Source organism: Dactylosporangium sp. NPDC000555, assembly GCF_040300025.1.
Taxonomy (GTDB): Bacteria; Actinomycetota; Actinomycetes; order Mycobacteriales; family Micromonosporaceae; genus Dactylosporangium.
Map to the genome: position 1 here is coordinate 102197 of NZ_JBEPDB010000014.1, position 22181 is coordinate 124377.

General features: G+C 71.2%; 20 protein-coding genes. 10 read left to right on the forward strand and 10 right to left on the reverse strand.

Annotated elements, in window-relative coordinates; translation table 11 throughout:
• Positions 1-2: 2 nt before the first annotated feature.
• The gene (locus ABT297_RS12270) at positions 3-1040 is read right to left on the reverse strand and encodes an extracellular solute-binding protein (protein WP_350547997.1); all 1038 of its coding nucleotides are present in this window, start codon (positions 1038-1040) and stop codon (positions 3-5) included.
• Positions 1041-1113: 73 nt separating this feature from the next.
• Between ABT297_RS12270 and ABT297_RS12275 the strand changes: the two genes are divergently transcribed.
• Together ABT297_RS12275 and ABT297_RS12280 are read left to right on the forward strand one after the other, a co-directional pair.
• Positions 1114-3621 (forward strand): AMP-binding protein, encoded by a 2508-nt coding sequence (locus ABT297_RS12275; protein WP_350547999.1) that lies wholly within the window; start codon positions 1114-1116, stop codon positions 3619-3621.
• Positions 3622-3706: 85 nt separating this feature from the next.
• Entirely contained in the window at positions 3707-4753 is a 1047-nt protein-coding gene (locus tag ABT297_RS12280) for a sodium:calcium antiporter (protein ID WP_350548001.1), read from the forward strand.
• Positions 4754-4799: 46 nt separating this feature from the next.
• Here the strand turns inward: ABT297_RS12280 and ABT297_RS12285 are convergent, their stop codons facing one another.
• On the reverse strand, positions 4800-6686 hold the full coding sequence (locus tag ABT297_RS12285; protein ID WP_350548003.1) for a sensor histidine kinase: 1887 nt from the start codon (positions 6684-6686) through the stop codon (positions 4800-4802).
• A 330-nt stretch (positions 6687-7016) separates the two neighbouring features.
• A complete protein-coding gene (locus ABT297_RS12290) occupies positions 7017-7820 on the reverse strand; it encodes an SDR family oxidoreductase (RefSeq protein ID WP_350548005.1) in 804 nt (267 codons plus the stop codon).
• Between the two features lie 97 nt (positions 7821-7917).
• Here ABT297_RS12290 and ABT297_RS12295 point away from each other — a divergent pair, with 97 nt between their 5' ends.
• The 3 genes from ABT297_RS12295 (at position 7918) to ABT297_RS12305 (ending at position 10297) form a co-directional block, all read left to right on the forward strand.
• Positions 7918-8553, forward strand: a complete 636-nt coding sequence (locus ABT297_RS12295; protein ID WP_350548007.1) for an NADPH-dependent F420 reductase — start codon at positions 7918-7920, stop codon at positions 8551-8553.
• A 120-nt stretch (positions 8554-8673) separates the two neighbouring features.
• Positions 8674-9930 (forward strand): MFS transporter, encoded by a 1257-nt coding sequence (locus ABT297_RS12300; protein ID WP_350548009.1) that lies wholly within the window; start codon positions 8674-8676, stop codon positions 9928-9930.
• Complete coding sequence (locus ABT297_RS12305) at positions 9917-10297, forward strand: MerR family transcriptional regulator (RefSeq protein ID WP_350548011.1); 381 nt, start codon at positions 9917-9919, stop codon at positions 10295-10297. The genes ABT297_RS12300 and ABT297_RS12305 overlap by 14 nt, the downstream gene beginning before the upstream one ends.
• A gap of 33 nt (positions 10298-10330) precedes the next feature.
• Here ABT297_RS12305 and ABT297_RS12310 read toward each other — a convergent pair whose 3' ends face one another.
• The 3 genes from ABT297_RS12310 to ABT297_RS12320 all read right to left on the reverse strand — a co-directional run bounded on the left by ABT297_RS12310 (position 10331) and on the right by ABT297_RS12320 (position 13042).
• Positions 10331-11044: a maleylpyruvate isomerase N-terminal domain-containing protein gene (locus ABT297_RS12310; protein ID WP_350548013.1), complete on the reverse strand. Its 714-nt coding sequence runs from the start codon at positions 11042-11044 to the stop codon at positions 10331-10333.
• Between the two features lie 134 nt (positions 11045-11178).
• Positions 11179-11526, reverse strand: coding sequence for an immunity protein Imm33 domain-containing protein (locus ABT297_RS12315; protein WP_350548015.1), 348 nt, complete (start codon positions 11524-11526; stop codon positions 11179-11181).
• A 64-nt stretch (positions 11527-11590) separates the two neighbouring features.
• Complete coding sequence (locus tag ABT297_RS12320) at positions 11591-13042, reverse strand: MFS transporter (protein WP_350548072.1); 1452 nt, start codon at positions 13040-13042, stop codon at positions 11591-11593.
• Positions 13043-13083: 41 nt separating this feature from the next.
• Here ABT297_RS12320 and ABT297_RS12325 point away from each other — a divergent pair, with 41 nt between their 5' ends.
• On the forward strand, positions 13084-14052 hold the full coding sequence (locus tag ABT297_RS12325; RefSeq protein ID WP_350548017.1) for an Lrp/AsnC family transcriptional regulator: 969 nt from the start codon (positions 13084-13086) through the stop codon (positions 14050-14052).
• A 10-nt stretch (positions 14053-14062) separates the two neighbouring features.
• Here the strand turns inward: ABT297_RS12325 and ABT297_RS12330 are convergent, their stop codons facing one another.
• Positions 14063-14830 (reverse strand): SDR family oxidoreductase, encoded by a 768-nt coding sequence (locus ABT297_RS12330; protein WP_350548019.1) that lies wholly within the window; start codon positions 14828-14830, stop codon positions 14063-14065.
• 86 nt (positions 14831-14916) lie between these two features.
• Here ABT297_RS12330 and ABT297_RS12335 point away from each other — a divergent pair, with 86 nt between their 5' ends.
• The 4 genes from ABT297_RS12335 to ABT297_RS12350 all read left to right on the forward strand — a co-directional run bounded on the left by ABT297_RS12335 (position 14917) and on the right by ABT297_RS12350 (position 17647).
• Positions 14917-15525, forward strand: coding sequence for a TetR/AcrR family transcriptional regulator (locus ABT297_RS12335; protein WP_350548021.1), 609 nt, complete (start codon positions 14917-14919; stop codon positions 15523-15525).
• Between the two features lie 173 nt (positions 15526-15698).
• Positions 15699-16226 carry a SigE family RNA polymerase sigma factor gene (locus ABT297_RS12340; RefSeq protein WP_350548023.1) on the forward strand — a complete coding sequence of 176 codons (528 nt, stop codon included), beginning with the start codon at positions 15699-15701 and terminating at the stop codon, positions 16224-16226.
• Positions 16223-17338 (forward strand): hypothetical protein, encoded by a 1116-nt coding sequence (locus ABT297_RS12345; protein WP_350548025.1) that lies wholly within the window; start codon positions 16223-16225, stop codon positions 17336-17338. The genes ABT297_RS12340 and ABT297_RS12345 overlap by 4 nt, the downstream gene beginning before the upstream one ends.
• Before the next feature lie 63 nt (positions 17339-17401).
• Positions 17402-17647: a hypothetical protein gene (locus ABT297_RS12350; RefSeq protein ID WP_350548027.1), complete on the forward strand. Its 246-nt coding sequence runs from the start codon at positions 17402-17404 to the stop codon at positions 17645-17647.
• Between the two features lie 29 nt (positions 17648-17676).
• On the opposite strand, the gene ABT297_RS12355 is transcribed toward ABT297_RS12350, so the two are convergent.
• The 3 genes from ABT297_RS12355 to ABT297_RS12365 form a co-directional block, all read right to left on the reverse strand.
• Entirely contained in the window at positions 17677-18663 is a 987-nt protein-coding gene (locus ABT297_RS12355) for a hypothetical protein (protein WP_350548029.1), read from the reverse strand.
• A gap of 69 nt (positions 18664-18732) precedes the next feature.
• Entirely contained in the window at positions 18733-20445 is a 1713-nt protein-coding gene (locus tag ABT297_RS12360) for an ABC transporter ATP-binding protein (RefSeq protein WP_350548031.1), read from the reverse strand.
• Entirely contained in the window at positions 20442-22034 is a 1593-nt protein-coding gene (locus tag ABT297_RS12365) for an ABC transporter transmembrane domain-containing protein (RefSeq protein WP_350548033.1), read from the reverse strand. The genes ABT297_RS12360 and ABT297_RS12365 overlap by 4 nt, the downstream gene beginning before the upstream one ends.
• Positions 22035-22181 lie beyond the last annotated feature (147 nt).

The window sequence follows — 22181 nt, forward strand, 5'->3', positions numbered from 1 at the left end:
GCTCAGGCGAGCCCCACTGCTTTGATCAGCGCGATGGTCGCGTCGAGGGTGTCGAGGTCGTTGAGGTCGATGCGCGGCGCCGGAAGCGTGCCCAGCGCGGGCAGTCCGGCCGGCGCGGACACCCCGGCGACCAGCGGGTACTCGAACGTCTGCTCGGCGAAGTACGTCTGACCCTCGGTGCCGAGCAGGTAGTCCACGAACGCCCTGGTGTCCGGGTCGGTGGCGGAGCGCTTCAGCACGCCGACGCCGGCCACGTTGACCAGCGCCCCGACGTCGCCGTCCGGGAAGAAGTGCAGCTGGGCCTTGAGCTTGTCCGGCGTGGTGCCCTGCTCCTTGGCGACCTCGTACACGTAGTAGTGGTTGACCAGGCCGGCCGCGAGTTTGCCCGCGTTGACGTCGGCCACGATCTGGACGTTGCCGTCGCGGGTCTCCGGCTCGTTGGCCTTCAACTGGGTGAGGAGCTCCTTGGCCTTCGCGTCGCCGTGCTGGACCCGCAGCGCGGTGACGAACGCCTGGAACGAACCGTTGGTGGGGGCCACCCCGATCTTGCCCTTCCAGGCCGGGCCGGTGAGCTCGAAGACCGACTTGGGCAGCTCGGCGGCCGGCACGAGGTCGGTGTTGTAGACGAGCACCCGCGAACGCCCGGTGACCCCGACCCACAGCTCGCTGCGGGACCGGTACACCTCCGGCACCTTGCTCAGCACCTCGGCGGGCAGCGCCGCGAGGTTTCCGCCCTTGGCCACCGCGCCGAGCGCGCCGGCGTCCTGGGAGAAGAACACGTCGGCCGGGCTGCGCCCGCCCTCCTCCGCCAGCTGGGCGGCCATCTGCGCCGAGGTGCCGTAGCGGACCTGCACGGTGATCCCGGACTGCCGCTGGAACTTCTCCAGCAGTGGCTTGACGAGCGTCTCGCTTCGGCCGCTGTACACCGTGATCTTCTTGTCGCCGGCGACGTTCGCGGCCTTCTCCGCGCCGCCGCACGCGGACAGCCCGACCACAACGGCGACGGCAAGACACCCAGACACGGCACGGCGCAAATTCATAGGAAAGGCTTACCTTACCGGACACTGTAACGCAAGACTGTATAGTCAGGATAGCCTTACATAAGCTCTGGCCATGCACGTGCCCCTCGACACCAAGACCGTCTCGTTCGCCAGCCGGCTCGCGGTCCACGGCGACCGGACGGCGGTCATCACCGCCGACGGTCAGCTGTCGTACTCCGCGCTGGCACAGCAGGTGGCGATGACGGCCCGGCGGCTCGGCGGGCAGCGGCGACTCGTGCTCCTGGCCTGCACCAACAGCCTCGACTCGCTGGTGATCTATCTCGCCGCGCTGGCGTCCGGCCATCCGCTCCTGCTGGTCCCCGCCGGGCACGCCGATTCGCTCATCGACGCCTACGAGCCCGATGTGATCGCGCGCGACTCCGGGGATCTTGAGATCCGGCGCACCGTGTCGGCCCATGACCTGCACCCCGACCTCGCCCTGCTGCTGAGCACGTCCGGCTCGACCGGCTCGCCGAAGCTGGTGCGGCTCTCGCACGAGAACCTCCAGGCCAACGCCGAGTCGATCGCCGAGTACCTCGGCATCCGCGCGTCCGACCGGGCACCCACGACGTTGCCGATGCACTACTGCTACGGCCTCTCGGTCGTCAACAGTCACCTGCTGCGCGGTGCCGGCCTGATCCTGACCGACCGGTCCGTCACCGACGCCGGCTTCTGGGAGCTGTTCCGCGCCGGCCGCGGCACGAGCCTCGCCGGGGTCCCGTACACCTTCGACCTGCTCGACCGGGTCGGCTTCGCCGACATGAGCCTGCCGGACCTGAGATGCGTGACACAGGCCGGCGGCCGGCTCGCGCCCGAACGCGTCGCCCGCTACGCGGCCATGGGCCGGCGGCACGGCTGGGAGTTCTTCGTCATGTACGGGCAGACCGAAGCCACGGCGAGGATGGCGTACCTGCCACCCGACCTGGCCGAAGCCCACCCGCAGGCGATCGGGGTGCCGATCCCGGGTGGGACGTTCCGGCTCGACCCGCTCCCGGACCGGCCCGGCGGCGACACCGGTGAGCTTGTCTACGCCGGCCCGAACGTCATGCTCGGCTACGCCGACGGCCCTGCCGACCTCGCCCTCGGGCGCACCGTCGACGAGCTGCGCACCGGCGACATCGCCCGGTGCACGACCAGCGGACTGTACGAGATCGTCGGGCGGCGCGGCAGGTTCGTCAAGATCTTCGGTCTGCGCATCGACCCGCAACGCGTCGAGGACCTGCTCGCCCGGGACGGCATAGCCGCGCTCTGCACGGGCGACGACAGCGAGCTCGTCGTTGCCACGACCGCCGCCGAGGCCAGGGTCCGGCGGCTCGTCGCACGCCACTGCGGGCTTCCGGCGCGAGTCGTGCGCGTCCACCGTCTCGCCGAACTGCCGATGCTCGCCAACGGCAAGCCCGACTACCAGACCGTGGGGAAACTCGGCAGGGCCCAGCCGGCGCCCGCGCCGATCGACCTGTGCCGGCTCTACGCCGAGATCCTCGACCACCCCGGCGTGACACCGGACGACAGCTTCGTGCGGCTCGGCGGCAACTCACTGTCGTACGTCGAGATGTCGATCCGGCTCGAACAGGCGCTCGGCACCCTGCCCGCCAACTGGCACACCCGGCCGATCCGCGAGCTGACCCCCGACCTGACCGGGCCGGCCCCGCAACCCGCCTCCCGGTGGCGCACGCTCGACACGACCGTCGCACTGCGGGCCATCGCGATCGTCCTCATCGTCGGCTCACACATCCCCGTGTTCATGATCAAGGGCGGCGCTCACCTGCTGCTCGCAGTGGCCGGCTACAACTTCGCCCGATTCACCCTCACCTCCGCGGCACGGCGACTGCGCACCCGGCACCTCGGCGGCGGCATCGCCCGCATCGCCGTGCCAAGCATGGTGTGGATCGCGCTCGCCGTGCTCGTCACCGCCGACTACGCGCTCGCGAACATCGCCCTGCTCAGCAGCATCGTCGGGGTGCGGCCCGGAAGCGACGACTGGCACTTCTGGTTCATCGAGGCCATCGTGTACATCCTGCTGGCGACGCTCGCGCTGCTGAGCGTTCCGGCCGTCGACCGGGCCGAACGGCGCTTCCCGTTCGCAATGCCCATGGTGATCATGGCGGCCGGCCTCGTCACCCGCTACGACCTGCCGAACCTGGCGGCTCACGGCAAAGTCCCATCGGCGCTCGTCGTGTTCTGGCTCTTCGCCCTCGGCTGGGCCGCCGCCAAAGCCACGACCACGCCGCAGCGCCTCCTCGTGACCGCCGCCGCCCTCGCGACCGTGCCCGGCTTCTTCGGCGAACCGTGGCGCGAGGCGCTCATCGCCGCCGGGCTCGTCCTGCTGATCTGGGTGCCGACGGTGCCCAGCCTGGCCTCGATCAACCGGGTGGCCGGGGTCCTGGCCAGCAGTTCGCTGTACATCTATCTCACGCACTGGCAGGTGTACCCCCGCATCGACGACGTATCGCGCCATCTCGCACTCGCCGCGTCGCTCGCCGTCGGCATCGCCTTCGCGGCGATCTCCGCCCGGGCGGAGCGGCAACTCGCCGCCCTCGGCCGACGTCTCGCCCGGCGCTACCGAGGGGCTGGGGGCTGAGTCGTCGTCGGTGCGTGGTTAGCTGGGCGGCGTTCGCGGACGGAGTTCGGTTCCGCGCGTGACGCGGAGAGGAACACCGGCTTCCGTGATCCATTTCGTATTGCTCATCGTCTGCGCTGCGGTGATCTACCTGGCGTGTGAGTGGTTCGTCAATGCCGTCGAGTGGCTCGGGCAACGGCTGAAGGTCGGACCCCTTGCCGTGGGTACGATCCTGGCCGCATTCGGTACGGCGCTGCCCGAAAGCGTCGTCACGTTCGTGGCCGTCGTGTTCGGGACCAGCGACGCGCAGAAGGACATCGGTGTCGGCGCCGCGATGGGCGGCCCCCTCGCGCTGGCCACCGTCGCGTATGGCGTGACCGGCTGGATGATGCTGGCGCGTCGCCGCCGCCTGCGTGCCAACGCCGCTGTTCCGGCGCGCGTCGGCGGGCCTGAGGCGGCTACCGTGCGGCCGGAGGACGAGGTCGGTGACCTTGGCAAGCTCGCCCGGGACCAGCGCTGGTTCCTGGCGATCTTCGTCGTCAAGGTGGCGCTCGGTCTGGTTGCCTTCGCGATCAAGCCGTGGCTGGGTCTGCTGTTCTTCGCCGCCTACGCCGTGTACTTCTGGCGGGAGATCCGTGGCGGCGGCGAGCACGGCGACGGCGCGGATCTCGCACCCCTGCTGCTGCAGCGCCGCCGTGCCGTCCCGGCGACCTGGGCAGTGATCATCCAGACCCTGGTGACCCTCGCGGTCATCTTCGCCGCCTCGCAGCTGTTCGTGCATCAGCTCGACACCATCGGGCCGATGCTCGGGCTGCCGGCCGCCGTCACCGCGCTGCTGCTGTCCCCGATCGCCACCGAACTGCCAGAGATCATGAACGCCGTCATCTGGGTCCGGCAGGGCAAGACGTCCCTGGCGTTGGCCAACATCTCCGGCGCGATGATGATTCAGGCCACCGTGCCGAGCGGTCTGGGTCTGCTGTTCACCCCGTGGCGGTTCGACACCGCACTGCTGATCTCCGGGATCGCGACCATGATCGCGATTGTCTACCTGCTGGCGTTGCTTCGGGCCGGGAAGTTCAACGCCAAGACCCTCTCCGTCGCCGGCGTGTTCTACCTCGCCTTCGCCGCCAGCCTCATCCCAGTCCTCGCCTGACAGCGCGTTCGCGCCGACGGCCGATGCGGCTGTGCCGCCTGTCGTGTCACGGTCCACCGAATGACCAGCCGGCCGCCGCATCGTGCCGGGCCTGGCGGTCCACGGGTAGCTTCACGTTGAGGGACGTACCGCGCCCGGCGGGGCTGGTCAGCGACAGCGTGCCGCCGAGCGCCTCGACGCGGTCGCGCACGCTGGCCAGCCCGGTGCCCTGACGCGGATCCGCGCCACCGGCGCCGTTGTCGCGGACGGTCACGCTGAGGACCTCGCCCAGCGCCGGTCCCTCCATCGCCGGTTCGTCGGCGACGATGTCGACCTCCACGTCGATCGCCGACGCGTCGGCGTGCGTGGCCGAGTTGGCGAGCGCCTCCGAGACCACGTGGTAGGCGGCGACCTCGACGTAACCGGGCAGGCGCTGCTTCGGCCCGCAGCGGACCGCCACCGGGACCGGGCAGCGGCGGGCGAGCGCCTTGATCGCGGAGCCCAGCCCGCCCTGGGAGAGGATCGCCGGATGTATGCCGCGGACGATCCGCTGGAGGTTCTGGAAGGTGTCGGACAGCCCCCCGGCGGTGTCCGACAGCCGGGTCCGCAGCTCCCCGAGCTCCTGGGGGACCAGCGCCTCGGCGGCACGCAACTCGAGCCCGAGCGAGATGAGCCGCTGCTGCACGGTGTCGTGCAGGTCGCGTTCGATGCCGCGGCGGGCCTCATCCGCGGCGAAGACGAGCCGGGCGCGTGACGCGGCGAGCTCCGCGCGGCTCTCGGTGTTGGCGATCGCGGTCGCGACGAGCTCGGTGAACTGGGCGAGCTCGTGCTCGGTGTCGGGGGGCGGCGACACGGGCCGGCCCCACAGGGCGACGAGGACACCCCAGACCCGGCCGTCGACGATGATCGGCGCGCCGACGGAAGCCTGGATGCCCTCGGCGCGGGCGAGGTCGGCGAGCGGGCCGGTGCGGCCCTCGAACGAATCCATGCGGGCCGGACGGCAGTCGCGCAGCACCAGCCCGGAGACGCCGCCGGAGGGGTCGATTCGCCTGCCCAGCAGCGACTCGGCTCCTGGCCTCTTGCGGTGCTCGGCGACAACGGTCACCGTGCCGGCACCCTCCCGGCGCAACATCCGCGCGACGTCCGCATCGAACAGCTCGGCCGTCTCGGCGGCGACCACGGCGGCGAGCTCGGCGGGGGCGACGCCGCGGGCCACGAGCTCCGCGACCCGCCGCAGCGCCGCCTGCTGCGTCAGCAATGCCTGCAGTCCGGCCCGGCTCGCCTGCAGCGAACTGCCGGCCCGCAGCACCGTCGCCAGCCCGGGTACCACACCGTCGCGCAGGCGCCGCATGACCCGCTCCGGAAGGTCGGCGGGGACGACGAGCGCGCCCGGCCGCAGCGGCAACTGGACCCGGGACTCGTGCGGCGGGACCGCGCCGAGCTCGATCGCCGCGTACGGCAGCTGGAAGGCATGCGCGATCCGGTCGGAGACTTCGGGAAGTACCGCACGCACGTCGTCGGCGCCGAGGATGAGCCGGGTCAGCTCGGCGACCGCATCGGTCTCCCGGCGCCGCTCGATGGTCTCGAGCGCCCGCGAGCGGGCCAGCTGCGCTACCGAGCTGGCGACCCCGGCGACCATGAGGAACACCGAAAGCACGAGCCAGTCCCGCCAGTCCTCCGGGTTGAAGCGCCCGACCGGCGGGGTGTAGAAGAAGTCGAACGCGAGCGCGCTGACGATCGACGTCGTCACGCCCAGCCACAAGCCCCACACCGTGGAGACGACGAGCACACCGGGCAGGTAGACGATCGCCAGGGCCTCCACGGCAGCGACGTGCCGGAGCGGGTAGACGAGCAGGGTCTCCACGACGATGAACCCGACGCCGACTGCGATCCCTACGGCGAGTGGCGGAGGACTGAGCCGGACCAGCCACGCCGCCAGGCGTCCCTGCATCATCGGTCCTCTTCTCCAGCACGTCAGTTCCGCCCTGTCAGGGCAGACGAAGCCGGTCGAGCGGAGGCAACGAGTCGATGTTAGGGCGGCGGGCACCGATCGCCGGACTCGTGGCGGTCCGGGTGCCGCGGACCACCCACTGATTCACCCCCGGCCGGCGGCGCGCGATGACGGCCGAGCCGTCACCGACCGTCCACCCGGCCGGCGGCCTGGTCGAAAGCCGCCGGGGTCACGCGGCTTTGGTCAGCGGCGCAGGTCGCGCCCCGGGTGGACGACCTTCGGTTTTGGTCAGCGGCGCAGGTCGCGCCCCGGGTGGACGACCTTCGGTTTTGGTCAGCGGCGCAGGCCGTGCCGCCGGTGGACGACCTTCTCCACCAGCCCCGCCGGCAGCAGCCGCCGCAGCGGGAACACGACCGGAGCGTTGCTCCCGACCGCGTAGTGCGCCCGGGGCCGGGAGGCCTCGACGGCCTTGACGATCGTCGCGGCGACCCGCTCGGCCGGCACCCCGGCCCGCTCGTTCCGGTCGAGCGCGCCCAGCATGCGCTCGAAGTCCCCACGGTGCGGCGACCCCGCCGAGTTGTACTTCGTGCGGCGCTCACTGATACCGGTGTTGATCGACCCTGGCTCGACGGTGGTCAGCCAGACCCCGAACGGCGAGTACTCGTGCCGGGCCCCGTCACTGAACCCCTTGAGCGCGGCCTTCGACGCGACGTAGGAGGAGCGGTACGCGAGCGGGAACGACGCGAGCATCGACCCGACCATCACCACCCGCCCGAACCGCCGCTCACGCATGCCGGCCACGAGCAACTGGGTGAGCCGAACGGGCCCGAGCACATTGACTTGGAACAACCGCCGCAGCGCGTCACCGGGCAGCTCCTCGAACGGCCCGGACTGACTCTCCCCGGCATTGTTGACCAGCACGTCGACCGCCCCGACGGCGGCCGCGAGCGCCTCGATCGACGCCTCGTCACCGAGGTCGAGCGGACGGTATTCAACCCCGTCCACCCGCTGCTCCGCGCTCAGCCCTTCCGGCCGCCGGCTGGTCCCCACGACCCGGTAACCCCGCGCGACGAAGGCGGCGGCGGCCGCCTTCCCAATTCCCGACGAGGCCCCGGTGACCAGCACGGTCCGATCCATTGCGGCACCATACCGCCGCCTGGGCGCCTGCCGGACCCTGCCACGCTCCGGTGACGGCCTGTCGCGTGAACGGACCGTCAGCGGGTAGGTCACAGGAATGAAGATCGGTGTGATCGGCGCGGGCAAGATCGGCTCCACGCTGGCCCACCTGTACATCGCGGCCGGCGATGACGTCGCCATCGCGAACTCCCGAAGCCCGGACACCCTGCGCGACTTCGAGCATCAGCTCGGCCGTCACGCACACGCCGTCACCGCCGAGGAGGCGGCCCGCTACAGCGATGTCGTGATCGTCGCCGTGCCGTTCGGCCACTATCGGGACCTGCCCGCCGAGGTCCTGGCCGGCCGTACGGTGATCGACGCGACCAACTACCAGCCGGAACGCGACGGGCATGACGAAGAGCTGGAGCGCGGCGATGTGACCAGCAGCGAGCTGATCCAGCGGCACCTCGCCGGCGCGCACCTCGTCAAGGCGTTCAACGCGATGCGCTGGGACCACCTGCGCGACCACGGCCGATCGGCCGGGGCGAACCGCCGGTACGGCATCCCGGTCTCCGGCGACGACCCGGACGCCAAGTGGCACGTCTTCGACCTCGTCGAGCAGATCGGCTTCGAACCGGTCGACGCCGGCCCGCTCGCCGAGGGCGGCCGCAAGCACCAGCCCGGCACGGAGGTCTACACCGCGGACCTGTGGGCCGACACGCTGCGCGCCCGCATCGGCATCGAGGGCACCTGAACCGGTCGACGTCCAGCCATGCTGTGACGTGGGTCATGCGAGTCTCCGTTGACCTTGACGCTAGTGGCACGGTCCTACATTCGGCACCTATCCCACGCGTCCAGGAGGAGCGGCACGACCATGACTTCCCGCACGGGCTCCGGCTGGCTTTTCGGCCTGCTTCTGGCGACCTTCGTCATCGGCACCGATGACTTCATCATCGCGGGAATTCTCCCGACGATCGCCGCTCATTTCCAGGTCACCGAGGCCGCAGCCGGGCAGTTGGTGACCGCGTTCTCCATCACCTACGCCGTCGCCGCCCCGATCATGGCCGTCGCTACGGCCCGCCTGCCGAGAAAGGTCCTCATCACCGGGGGACTCGCGGTGTTCGCCCTGATCAACTTCCTCACCGCGCTGGCGCCCAACTATCCCGTGTTGATGACACTGCGCGTGCTGGCGGCGTTGGTCGCCGCGACGGTCAGCCCGGCGGCGTTCGCCATCGCCGGCAGTCTCGCTTCGCCTGAGCGCATCGGCCGGGCGATCGGAACGGTGGCCGCGGGCCTCACAGTGTCACTGGTCCTGGGCGTGCCGATCGGGTCATGGCTGGGTGGGAGGTTCGGATGGCAGGCGACCTTCCTGGCGGTCGGGGCCTTCACCTGTCTCGTGGTGGTGATCACCTCGCTGACACTCCCGCGCATCCCGAGCATGCCGGTGGCCGGCGTCCGGGCCCGCCTGGCCTTGCTGCGAAGGCCCGCAGTCCTGCTGTGCGTCGTCGGGACAACCATCGGAGCCTGCGCGGGGCTCATGACCTACACCTACATCGCCCCGATCATGCACGACCTGACCGGCGCCGGTAGCGCGGCGGTACCGGTATTCATCGTGGTCATGGGAGTCTCGGGAGCGCTCGGCACGGTGCTCGGCGGACGTCTCACTGACCGGTGGGGCGTCGACAGGACGCTGCTGGCCTCCTTCGGCGGGGTGCTGTTAGCGACGGCCGGTCTGGCCGTGGCCGGCCGGGTCACCGGTGGCGACGCGCCTGTCTGGGTCGCCGGAGTCCTCCTGGTCCTATGGGGGCTGTCGGCCTGGGGCAACAACCCGCCGATGACCTCGCGCATCCTGCACCTGGCGGGCGCGGCGGCCACCGAGGCGGTGGCGCTCAACACCAGCGCGCTGTACGTCGGGGTCGGGCTCGCGGGGGCCATCGGCGGTGGTGCGCTGAGCCGGAGCGGCGGGTCCGGAGTCCTGCTCGCCGGCGCCGTCATCGGCCTGATCACCATCGTGGTCATGGCGATCGCCGTCAGCAGGTATCCGACCCGTGCGCAGCCGCTTGACCTTGACGCTAGTGTCAAGGTCATAGCGTCAGCCCATGCGCATGGAGCTGGAGATGAGGATCGGTGAGCTCGCCCGCCGTACCAGCGTCAGTGCCCGCTCGTTGCGCTACTACGAGCAGCAGGGCCTGCTGTCGCCGGCGCGCGCCGAGAACGGTTACCGGGAGTACGACGAGCTCGCTGTGATCCACGCGGTGAACATCAAGGATCTGATGGACCTCGCGCTGACGGTGGACGACATCCGGGAGTTCAAGGAGCGCGGCTGCCTGGACAGGCCCCTGAGCCGTCAGCCGTCCTGCGCGTCGGCGCTGTCCACCGTGCACGCCCGGCTGGAGATCCTGGACGAGCGCATCGAGCGGCTGAGCCGGCTGCGCGAGCGCCTCGCCGCGCACGGCGAGAAGATCGAGCGCGGCCTCGGCCCGGGCGAGGTGGTCTGATCGGCTGGTGGCGAAGATCGACGGCGGTAGCTCTCAGCCGAAGGTCAGCCCGCGGAGTCCTAGCCGGGCCAGCTCGGTGAGCTCCTCCGCCGTGGCGGAAGCGCGACCGGTTGCCTTGCGGAGCAGCACCACGGGGTCCCAGCCGAGCGTGGCGACTGTGGTGCGCCAGTCCGGCCCGAACAGCAACTCCTGAAGGTGCTCCGCGGCCGCGGCCGTCAGCCAGGGCTGGTGGCCCACCGCGTCGGCGACATCAAGCCCGTGCACGGCCAGCTCTACCACTCTGGTCGTGAGAAAGTCCGACAGCAGCATCGCGTCGCCATGACGGGTCCGTACGACCCGGTCCGCCGGCTCGTGCCGGCAGGACGCGATCACGGTCCGCACCGTCTCGGTCAGGTCGTGGACGAGTGCGACGGCCTCGACGTCGCTCGCGCGACGATTCGCGGTTCGTACCCGTTCGGCGTTCGCGGGCTCGCTGAACCGTTGGTCCGCCCGGTAGTAGCTGGTCGCGGTGGTGTCCGGCCGGTCCGGTGCGGGCGCGGCGACCATTTCGGGTACGCGTGCCAGGGTGGTGATGACGTGGCCCACGACGTCGCGCACCTGCCAGGGGACACATCGGGTCGGCCGCTCCCATGCGTGAGCGGTCAACCCGTCCAGGGCTGCGACGAACGCGTCGGCTTCGTCGCGGAACGCGGTCAGCACACGGCTGTCCTCCGCGGGGAACTCGGCGTATGCCGACGCGATCGTCACCGCGCCATGGTCGCACAGCCGTACACGCGTCGGCGCTGCTCATCGCCCGGGGCGCCGCACACCCGGGCGTGGCTACGCCGGCGGAGCGACCCCGACCACCAGCCCTTCGACGAACGCGGCTCGCAGTCGCCGGATCAGACGTCGAGCAGGGAGTCGTCCGGCCAGACGTCCTCGTAGCCGGGCGCAAGCAGGAAACGCCAGCCGGCGGGCAGAGCGAGGTAGGCCATGATCTCCGGGCACTGGTGCGTGAGGTGCCGGACGTGGTGCACCTCGAAAGCATCGTCGGCCTCAGGGAACGTTTCCGACGACCAGAGGTACCACCCGGACAACCCCTCCGTGCGCGGATGCCGCAGCCCGTTGATCGGCAGATCCGTCCAGGAGAACCCCTTGGCGACCGCGAGCATGTCGTCGAGGCCGACCGGATCGATCGGGCAGGTGAACCGCTGCTGCGGATTCGGCTCGCCGAGCGGTTCCATCGCCATCACATGCCCAACCTTCCGAAGTCGTCCTGCAAGTCTGCCATCCTCGCGGTTGCCGGTCGGCGCGTCACTGGGAGCCGGTGGCGCTCGACCGGGCGGGGGAGGAGGCTTGGCCTGCGGCCGGTTTCGGTACGAAGGCGTAGGCGAGCGCGGCACCGACGATCCCGACCGCCGCGGCGGCGATCAGGACCCGGTTCAGCCCGTCGACCGCAGAGGTGCCGCCGTGCTGGAACAACACGCCGAAGACCGCGACCCCGAGTGTCTGTCCAAGCTGGCGAAACGTGGTCATGGACCCGGCGGCCATGCCTCCGCGCTCCGGCGGAAGGGCCGCGAAGACCGCGGCTCCCATCGTCGGCCCCATCAGCCCCACTCCGACACCGGTGACGGCCAGCCCCGCCGCGACAGATCCGGCAGAGGAACCCGCGTCCAGTCCCGCCTGCAGCGCGCAGCCGATCGCGCTCAGGAGCAGCCCCGTGGCCAGCATCGCACGAGGAGACTTGCCATGCAGCGTCCGACCGGCGATGAGCGAGGTGGTCAAGGACGCCAGCGCGAGCGGCATGAGCGCCAGCCCCGCGCGGACCGGCCCGAGGCCGAGCCCCGACTGCAGCCACACCGAGGTATAGACCAGCGTCGCGAAGGCGGAAGTCGATGCGATCACGCACGTCATCACGGCGGCGAAGGAGCCTCGGGCGAACAGCCGCATATCCAGCAGCGGCGCCGCGGTACGCAGTTCGACGCGGACGAACGCTACGAGGGCGAGCGCAGCCACTGCCAGTAGGAACAGCACTCCCGGCGCGGTCCAGCCCTCGTCGCCGGCCCGTGTCAGAGCATAGGTCAGCGAGCCCCCGCACAAGGCGAAGGCGAGGACGCCTGGAGCGTCGATACGCGCCGCCGCGGGCCGCTGCCCTGCCATCAGGACGTGCAGCGACAGGGCGATGGTGACGGCGGCGAGCGGGATGTTGACGAAGAAGACCGCTCGCCAGCTCAGATACTGGGTGAGAATGCCACCGAGCATCGGTCCCGCGGCGGCGGCCAGGCCGGTTACCGCAGCGAAGACCCCCATCGCGCGTCCCATGTCGGGACCGCGGTACACCGAGCCGATCAGGGCGAACGTGGTCACGGCGATCGCCGCCCCGCCGATTCCCTGCACCCCACGGGCAGCGATCAACACCCCGACGCCGGGAGCCAGGCCACAGGCCAGCGAAGCGACGCCGAACAGCACCAGACCGGCCACGTACACCGTGCGCGCCCCGAACCGGTCCACCAGCGACCCCATCGCGAGCATCAGCACCGCCAGGACCAGCGTGTAGATGTTGACTACCCACTGCAGTTCCGGCAGCGATGCGGACAGCCCCTCGCCGAGGGCGGGCAGGGCCACGGACAACACCGTGGTGTCGAGCAGGAAACATGAAGGTACCGAGACAGACGGCCACCAACGGCCACCATTTGCGCATGAGGCTTCCTCCGCAGAGCGTGTCGGACGCCTCTCACGGTCTGTTCCAACGAGGTCGGCTGCCAGGAAGCCGGCTGTTCGCGGCGAATACTGGCATACTGTTCGCTGTGAAGACGGATACCGTCATCCTGGACGAGATCGACCGAGGGCTCGTGCACGCCCTGCAGATTGAGGGACGAGCCCCGTTCCGTCTCATCGGCGAAGTCCTCGGTGCCTCCGAGAACACCATCGCTCGCCGCTACCGCCGGCTACGCGCTGCCGGCATCCTCCGCGTGATCGGCAGCATCAACGGTGCCCGCCTCGGTTACAGTGCCTGGACCATCCGGCTGCAGTGCACACCGGACTCGGCGACCGCCATCGCCAAGGCCCTTGCCGCCCGCCCGGACACCTCCTACGTCTACCTGCTCTCCGGCGGCACCGAGATCTCGTGCAGCGCCCAGACACCCACCACAGTGGACAGCGAAGCCCTGCTGCTGCACAAGCTCCCGAGAACCAGCCGCATCACGGCCGTCTCCGCGCATCTGCTGCTCGGGCACTACGTACTGCCCAACGACTGGGCCGGCCCCGCCCGGCTCACGTCCGACCAGGCGGCCCTGCTCGCGCCGCCTCCCACCGAGGACGCCGAGGTGTCGGTGGGGCCAGAGGACCGTCCGCTGTTCGACCTGCTGTCGCGCGACGGGCGGGCAAGCCATGCCGAACTCGCTGCCGCGACCGGATGGTCCGAATCGACGGTACGGCGGCGGCTCACCGCACTGCGGCGAGCCGGGGTGCTCACGTTCCTCGTCGACATCCCGCCCGCGGTCCTCGGCTTCGCCGCTGAGGCGCGCCTGTGGATCTCCGTCCGGCCATCCGAGCTCACTGCGGTGGCCTCCGCCATGGCGGGTCACCCCGAGGTGTCCCTGGTGGCGCAGACCACCGGACCAACGAACCTGCTTGCGGCCATCAACTGCCGGGACTCCGGAGACCTCGCGCGCTACCTGAGCGAGAGGATCGCATCGTTGGATGCCATCCACTCGCTCGAGACAGCCCCGGTCATCCGCACCGTGAAGCGGGCCGGCGCGCTGCTTCCCATGTGAGAACCCGGGCCTACAGGGCCGCGCCGCCGGTGGCGTCGATCCAGGTCGCGGTCACCCAGCGGCCCTCGTCGGAGGCGAGCAGTGCCACCGCGTCGGCGATGTCGACCGACCGGCCGACGCGGCCGAGTGCGGCCTGCGCGGACACGGCCGCCTCGGCATCGGGGTTGCCGCGCAGCCAGCCCGCGTTGACGTCGGTGTCGACGACGCCGGGGGCCACCGTGTTGACCGTGATGCCCCGCGCGCCGAGCGGCTTGGCCAGGGTCCGGGTGAACGTGTCCAGCGCACCCTTGGTCATCGCATAGGCGATGCCCTCGGGGAACGCGATCCGGGTGACACCCGAGGAGATGTTGATGATGCGGCCGCCGTCGCGCAGCAGCGGCAGGGCCCGCTGGGTGATGAAGAACGGGGCCCGGACGTTGACGGCGAACACCTTGTCGAAGTCGGCCGGCTCGACGCTCTCGATCGGCGCGGGCAGGCCGATCCCGGCGTTGTTGACGAGGATGTCGAGCGCCTCGGGGCTCCCGGCGGCCCGCAGTCCCTCGGTCACCCCGGCGAACAGCGTGTCCACGTCGCCGTCGACGCCGAGCTCGGCGCGCACCGCGAAGGCCGCGCCGCCGGCCGCCGTGATGGTGTTCACGACGTCCTTCGCGGCCGTCTCGTCGTGCGCGTAGTGCACGACGACCGAGGCGCCGTCGCGACCCAGGCGCTCGGCGATCGCCCGGCCGATGCCCCGGCTCGCACCCGTGACGAGTGCAATCTTGCCATCGAGTTTTGCCACCACATCCCCCACTTCGATGAATTATGTAATGGGCGCTACAGATTGAGACGATAGCATAGCTGTAGCGGTCGTTATAGAATGAGCGCATGGCCGTTTCGAGGGGGCGACGCCGCCAGTTCGACACGGAGCGGGTCCTCGACACGATCACGCATGCGTTCTGGCGCAGCGGGTATGACGGGACCTCGCTTGCCGACCTGACGTCGCTCACCGGTGTCAACCCGCCGAGCCTCTACGCGGCCTTCGGCGACAAGCGTGCGCTGTTCTTCGAGGTCGTCGCCTTCTACCAGAAGACCTACGGTGCCTTCACCGTGCACGCCCTCGGCGACGAGCCGACCGCGCTGCTCGCCATCACCCGGATGCTGCGCGAGGCGGCGGTCGTCTACACCGACCCCGGTCACCCCAAGGGCTGCCTGATCATCAGCGCCGCGAATGGCTGGACCCCGCAGAGTTCGGAGATCTCCGACGCGATGCGCGACCTGCGCACCGCGGGCCGGGACGCGATCGAGGCCAAGATCAAGGTCGATGTCGACGCCGGCCTGTTGCCCACCGGCACCGATGCTCACGGTCTGGCCGTCTTCTTCGCCGCCGTCGTCCAGGGCATGTCCGGCCAGGCCCGCGACGGCGCGACCCGGGAGGAGCTGGAGCGGATCGCGGAGACGGCCCTCAAGGTATGGCCGGTCCCGGTGGCCGCCTGATCGAACCTTGGTGAGACGTCTGCCGGCGATGGGCGAGTCGGAAGGGCTGGGGCCGGGCCCCGTGGGCGGCTGACGGCGAAATTCTCCGCATGACCGGCAACCCTTTGGAGCAAGGTTGCGTCTTGGTGTGCGTCCTGTTGCGATGCACCACCTAACCCCAAGGATCGGCTCGTGTGGAACCCCTCGTGAGTGAGTTCGACTCGTTCGTACGATCTCGTAGCGCCGCGTTGCTGCGCTCCGCGTACCTGCTCACCGGAGATCAGCATCTGGCTGAGGACCTCGTGCAGTCGGCGCTGGCCCGGACGCACCGGTCGTGGAACCGGCTGCACGACCGCGGTAACGCGGAGGCGTACACCCGAAAGATCATGTACCACCTGCAGGTCTCCTGGTGGCGGCGCCGCGTCGCGGAGTCGATGCCGGGTGACCTGCCGGAGCCGCGGCGCGACGGCACCTCTGTGGACCACGCCGACCAGACCACCGTCCGGATGACGCTGCGGGCCGCGCTGCTGAAGCTCTCCGTCAAGCAGCGGGCCGTGCTGGTCCTGCGGTTCTTCGAGGACTGCACCGAGGCCGAGGCCGCCGAACTGCTCGGCGTCACCGTCGGCACCATCAAGAGCCAGACCTCGAAGGCCCTGGCCAAGCTGCGCACCGTCGCCCCTGAACTCGCCGAGCTGTACCTCCTGGAAGGGGTTTCCCGATGAACGACAGTCGTCTGCGGCTCGACATGGCGGATCTGGCCGACCAGGTCAACCCGGTCGACCTGCGGGATCGGGCGCTGCGCACGTCCCGCCGGCTCGGCATCCAGCGGGCCGTGGCCACCTCGGCGGCCGCGCTGGTGGTGCTCGCGGGGGCGGCCGGAATCGCGTTCGCGGTCCGGCCGGACGGGCAGGGCCAAGCGCCCATCCCCGGCGACTCGGCGGTCGTCACCAGCGCACCGGTCGAGCCCACCCACCCGGCCTCCACCGGCCCTAGCGGCTCCACCGACCCAACCGGCTCCGGCAGCGCCGCGGCCAACGCGCCGCAGCCGGTACTGACCGGCACCCGCTGGTACCTGGGCGGGAACGACACCGAGCTCGCGATCCACGCCGTGCGCGGCGACAAGGACAACGTGACCGCCCGGTTCGCCCGCGGCTCCGGCGGCTGCGTGTACAACACCATCACCGTCTCGCCCGACGGCAAGCGGCTGGCGTGGGTGGACGGCGCCGACAGCGAGGGCACCCTGATGACGGCGGCTACGGACGGCTCCGGCAAGCGCACCCTCGACACCGGGGTGCTCTGCCTCGGCGCCAAGGCGCTCGTCTGGAAGGGCAGCGACCAGCTGATGGTGACCAAGGGCAGCAGCCAGCGGATCGTGAACCTGGTGACGGGCGGGTCGTCGGCCAGCGGTGACATCCAGGCGTGGTCCACCGACGGCGTGTGGTCGGCTGGCAAGATCAACGACAAGCTGACGGTGACCAACGGGAGGGACCGGCGGTACTACCAGTACACGCCGCCGCAGGCCCAAGCGACGAACTATGACGGCTGGGCGGCGCGCGGCGTCTCGATGGACGGCCGATACGTCACGGTCGGCTGGCTGGGCACCGACCCGTCCCGCAAGGATGAGGCCTTCGCCGTCGTGGACACCACCACCAGCAAGACGGTTCAGCTTCCGGTCGCCGGCGGGGTCCAGACTGTCCTGTTCGCCGCCGACGGCACGGTGCTGGTCCGGCAGACGAACCGGATCGTGGTCCTGGACGCCCAGTTCCGCAAGCTCGGCGAGCTGGCGGAGCCGAAGGGTCTGCAGGGGATGTCGCTGCTCGCGTACGCGGCCTGAGGGCCGCAACCGCAAGACGCCGAACGCCCGGCCAGTCCGACGAGGACTGGCCGGGCGTTCGCGTTGGCGGGCCAAAACCGGCCGGGACATCTCGCAGGGCCTCCGGCGCGGCCTGCTGCCACGCGCGCCGCCTGGGCGCTCATCGCCGCTCTACCGCTGACGCCGCCGGCGGGCTTCCTGACGTTCTGGTATCTGCCGCCCGGCCTGGCCCTGGGCACCTTGCTCGCCTGGGCGATCGCGGGCGTGACGATCGGCCGCAGCACGACGCGGCTGCTCGACGAGACGAGCGCCATGCGACCGGCCGTCTGACAGAGCGTCCGGCGGTCCGGCCGGGGTGGTCATCCGGCGAGGACGGCCGTGGTCGACGCGTCCAGCTGCCGGAGCGTTCCGTCTGCGCCGATGGCGCGGTAGCAGCCACCTGTCTCGACAGCCACCCCCGAGTCGCCGAGCAGCGCGAACGGTGCCTGGGGCCGATCGCACGGGACCGTGACAGGCGGGGCCGCGTTCAGGGCGGCGACCAGCGTGGCCACGGCCGGCCCGGTGAGCGTGGTCGTGGTGGTCAGCTTGCCGACGGCCAACGCGCCGGACCCGGTGAGCTCGATGATCTCGGCCGGGTCCGGGGTGTACCGGCACACCCGAAGCGTGTCCGGCGCGGTGCCGGGAAACACCGGACCGGTACCGGACGTGCCGTGGTGGCTGTCGGCGGCGGCCAGCGCGATCACCGGCTTGTATCGGCCCGGGCAGTTCGATTCGAGCTCCAACTGGCCGCGGGTCTGCCGGTCCTTGGTCTCCGCGACGGTCGTCCACGGCAGTGTCGCTATCGCCTGCAGGGCCGCCTGGGCCGGGAGGCCGCAGGCGTCCTGTGGCAGGGCCGGGACGGTTGTCCTGCCCTGGGCGTCGGTGAGCGTGATGATGACCGGAAGGATGCCGATCGCCAGACAGGGGCCCTTTCCGCGGCGCTCGGACGGAGCGCGCAGGGCGCGGACAAGAGCGTCGAACGGGCCGGTGGCCTGCTGCTCCTCGCGCATCTGCCACTCACCCTCCCCGGCAACGATCTTGATCGTCGCAAGGCACCGGCTCGCCGACACCGGGACGAAGCCCGCGGCCAACGGCTCGGGAGCGGGCGGGGCGGCCGGCGCCTGCGACGCGCCGATGGACAACACGGCAGAGCACGACACACCTCCCAGGGAAACGTCCGGCAGGTCCGCGGCCCCGCCATCCCCGGTCGGCGCCTGGCGCCGCGCACAGCCGCCCGCCGCCACAACGAACAGCGCGCACGCCATCGCAACCGCCAGCCGCCGGCCGCGCATCCGTGATCCGAACATCGGTTACCCCCTCCAACAGCCACCTCGGCACTCAGACGCGCCACGCGGACGGTGCGTTCCACCGAGCGATCAGCCGTGCCACCGGCTCCAGAGGGCGGCGTACGGGCCGTGCCGGGTGATCAGTTCGTCGTGGGTGCCCAACTCGATGATCCGGCCCGCGTCCATCACCGCGATCCGGTCCGCGTCGTGGGCCGTCTGCAGGCGGTGGGCGATGGCGATCACCGTGCGGTTGTGCAGCACGGCGGCCAGCGCCCGTTCCGCCGCGCGGGCCGCCCGGGGGTCCAGCAGCGCGGTCGCCTCGTCCAGGATCACGGTGTGCGGGTCGGCCAGCAGCACCCGGGCCAGCGCCAGTTGCTGCGCCTGGGCGCCGGTCGGCGGGTGCTCGCCCAGGTCGGTGTCCAGGTCGCGGGCCCAGTCCGCGCCCACTGTGGACAGTGCCTCGCGCATTCGGTCGTCCGGCGCCGCCACCATGAGGTTGTCCCGCAGCGTCTCGCGGAAGACGTGGTGCTCCTGCGTCACCAGTACCACCTGGCGGCGCAGCAGATCCGGCGGCAGGTCGGCCACCGCGACGCCGCCCACGGTCACCGTGCCGGTGTGTGGACGGTGTACTCCGGCCAGCAACCGGCCCAGGGTGGACTTGCCGGCCCCGGAGAGGCCGACGATCGCCAGCCGTTCGCCGGGCTGGACGGTGAGATTCACGTCGTGCAGCACGTCCGGGCCGCCGGGGTACGCGTACCGTGCGCCTGCCACCTCGATGCGGTCGCTTGCCGGGGCGGCCGCGCTCGTCGCCGGGGCGGGCGGCACGGCGGCCAGTCCCTCGACCCGGGCGAACGACGCGCCGCTGCTCTGCAACTGCTCCAGCCAGATCAGGATGCCGTCCATCGGCCCGATGAGCTGCCGCAGGTACAGGGTGGCCGCGGCGACCGTTCCCAGCGTCATCCGGTCGTCGAGGTAGAGCAGGCCGCCGACCAGCAGCACGAGCACGACCGGGATGTTGTACGAGCCCTCGGCCACCGGGAAGTACACCGACCGCAGCCGCAGGGTGGCCAACCGGCTGCGTTTCGTCCGCGCGATCGCGGCCCGGCCCGCGGCCAGCCGCGACCGGTGCAGGCGGAACGCCTCGATGGTCCGCGCTCCGGTCGTGGTCGCGGCCAGTTCCTCGGCCAGGTCCGAGTTGGCGGCGCCCTCCTCCAGGTACGCGCTGCGGGCCCGTCGCAGGTACCAGCGGCCGACGACCACGATGCCGGACAGCCCGAGCAGCCCGGCCACGCCCAGCAGCGGGTCGAGCACGAGCACCGCACCGACCAGAAACAGCACCTGCGTGCCGGCCACGAAGACGCCCGGCAGCACGTCGCGCAGGGTACCGGCGACGGCGTCCACATCGGTCGTGCCACGGGCGGCCAAGTCACCCGGCCGCACCCGTTCGATCGTCGAGGCGGGCAGGCTCAGCGCGCGGGACAGGAAGCCGGTCCGGATGCGGGCCGCGGTGCGCTCGCCGAACCGGTACCCGAGCAGCAACGCCCACCGCGCGAGCATCAGGTGGGCCAGCGCGCACAGCAGCACGGCCGCGGCCAGCGCGTCGATCCGGGCGCCGGCGGCCCGCGGTCCGGTGACCGCGTCGATGATCCGGCCCAGCAGGTACGGCGCGCCCAGAGCGGCCGCCGCGGCCAGCACGTTGAGCAGGAGCGTGGCGGCGACGGCCCACTTGTCGGCAGCGATCAGCCGGCCCGCCGCCCGGGCCACCTGACGGGTGTCAGCGACCGGCAGGACGTCGGTACTCATCGCGCCTCGTCGGCCGCGGTGAGGGCCTCGTCGTCCGCGCTGAACGTACGGCTGACCAGATCGCGATACCCGGGCTCGCGCTCCAGCAGCTCACGATGCGTCCCCGACGCGAATACCCGGCCGTCGACCAGGTACAGAACGACGTCGGCCCGGTCCAGCAGCACCGGTGACGTGGTGGCCAGCAGGGTGCCGCGCCCGGCCCGGGCCGCGGTCAGCCGCTCGGCGATGGCCGCCTCGGTGTGCGCGTCCACCGCCGAGGTCGGCTCGGCCGCGAGCAGCATCTCCGGGTCGGCCAGCAGTGCCCGGGCGAGCCGGACCCGTTGCCGCTGGCCGCCGGAGAGGTTGCGGCCGCCGCGTTCGATGTGGTGGTCGAGCCCGGCGACGTCGGTCGCCACCGCGGCCGTGATCGCGCGCTGGACCGCGTCGTCGCCGGCCCTCGTGCTGCCCGCGACGACGTCACGCAGCGGCCCGGCGAACAGGTCGGCCTCGTGGTCGGCGACCAGAATCCGCTCGCGCACCAGCGGTTTGGCCACCTCGGCGATCCGGTGGGAACCCCAGGTGGCGGCGGTTTCGCGGTACCGGCCGAGCCGGTCGATGATCGCGGCCGTGTCCTCGGGGCTGGCCGAGGCCAGCACGGTCAGCTTGCCCGGCTCGGCGACCACGCCGGACACCGGGTCGCGCAGGACCGCCGGGCCGTCCGGGGCCGCGCCGTCGCCCGGTTCCTCGACCGGCAACCGCAGAAACGCGATGATCCGCCGGGCAGCGATCACCCCGCGGCTGAGGTCGCCGGCGCTGAAGATCAGCATCCAGGTGGGCACGATCAGGATCGCCACGTACCCGTACACCGCGACCAGTTCACCGACGCTGAGATCGCCGCGGACCGTCAGCCGCGCGGCCAGCCAGGTCACCCCGCCCAGGAAGACCATCGGCAGGCCGTCGCCCAGCGCGTTGATCCAGCTCAGCGCCCCGCCCACCCGGTAGCCCTCGGCCCGGACGGCGTCCGACTCGGCGGCGTACCGGCGCAGGTGGACCTCCTTGCCGCCGAGACCGTTGAGGATGCGCAGACCGCCGAGCACATCGACCAGCCGGGCGGCCAGCCGGCCCTGCCGCTCCCGGTACTCGCCGCCGGCGCTGTTCAGCCGGCTCAGCAGCGGCCCGAGCACCACGCCGAGGACCGCCACCCCGCCGGCCACCACGAGTGCGATCATCCCGGACACCCGCACCAGCAGGGTCATGACCACCGTGTACGCGACGATCGCACCCACTCCCGGCCCGGTCACGGTCAGCGCCCGCGCGACCAGCCACACGTCCCCGATCCCGATGGTGACCACCTCACCAGCGGTGATCCGGCGGGGTAGCGCGGCACCCAACTCGACCGCGTGGGTCATGACCGCGTCAGCCGTGCGCAATGCGCCGTCCAGCCGGATCTTGGTCATGGTCCGGTGCCGGAGGATGCCGAGCACCGCGTTGGCCACGCCCACCACGAAGATGGCGCCGGCCCAGGCGAGCAGCGGCCCGGCCTGGCGCGGGCGCAGACCGCGGTCGATGGCCTGGGAGATGAGGTACGGCGTGACAGCCAGGCTGATCATCCATAACGAACTCCACAGCCCACCGAGGGCGATCCGTCCTTTCTGCCGCCACGCCAGCCACCCCAGGTATCGTCCTGGCCCCCGTGTCCGCATGCGCCCATCATGTCCCACAAGCGTGCCGGGCCAGAACCGCTTATCTATGCTTCC

Bases quoted from the DNA above. Each gene is read 5' to 3' on its own strand.
- ABT297_RS12300 (WP_350548009.1), top strand. From the start codon at position 8,674: ATGACTTCCCGCACGGGCTCCGGCTGGCTTTTCGGCCTGCTTCTGGCG.
- ABT297_RS12275 (WP_350547999.1), top strand. From the start codon at position 1,114: ATGCACGTGCCCCTCGACACCAAGACCGTCTCGTTCGCCAGCCGGCTC.
- ABT297_RS12290 (WP_350548005.1), bottom strand. From the start codon at position 7,820: ATGGATCGGACCGTGCTGGTCACCGGGGCCTCGTCGGGAATTGGGAAG.
- ABT297_RS12270 (WP_350547997.1), bottom strand. From the start codon at position 1,040: ATGAATTTGCGCCGTGCCGTGTCTGGGTGTCTTGCCGTCGCCGTTGTG.
- ABT297_RS12345 (WP_350548025.1), top strand. From the start codon at position 16,223: ATGAACGACAGTCGTCTGCGGCTCGACATGGCGGATCTGGCCGACCAG.
- ABT297_RS12335 (WP_350548021.1), top strand. From the start codon at position 14,917: ATGGCCGTTTCGAGGGGGCGACGCCGCCAGTTCGACACGGAGCGGGTC.
- ABT297_RS12360 (WP_350548031.1), bottom strand. From the start codon at position 20,445: ATGAGTACCGACGTCCTGCCGGTCGCTGACACCCGTCAGGTGGCCCGG.
- ABT297_RS12305 (WP_350548011.1), top strand. From the start codon at position 9,917: ATGAGGATCGGTGAGCTCGCCCGCCGTACCAGCGTCAGTGCCCGCTCG.
- ABT297_RS12365 (WP_350548033.1), bottom strand. From the start codon at position 22,034: ATGATCAGCCTGGCTGTCACGCCGTACCTCATCTCCCAGGCCATCGAC.
- ABT297_RS12315 (WP_350548015.1), bottom strand. From the start codon at position 11,526: ATGGCGATGGAACCGCTCGGCGAGCCGAATCCGCAGCAGCGGTTCACC.
- ABT297_RS12295 (WP_350548007.1), top strand. From the start codon at position 7,918: ATGAAGATCGGTGTGATCGGCGCGGGCAAGATCGGCTCCACGCTGGCC.
- ABT297_RS12355 (WP_350548029.1), bottom strand. From the start codon at position 18,663: ATGTTCGGATCACGGATGCGCGGCCGGCGGCTGGCGGTTGCGATGGCG.
- ABT297_RS12285 (WP_350548003.1), bottom strand. From the start codon at position 6,686: ATGATGCAGGGACGCCTGGCGGCGTGGCTGGTCCGGCTCAGTCCTCCG.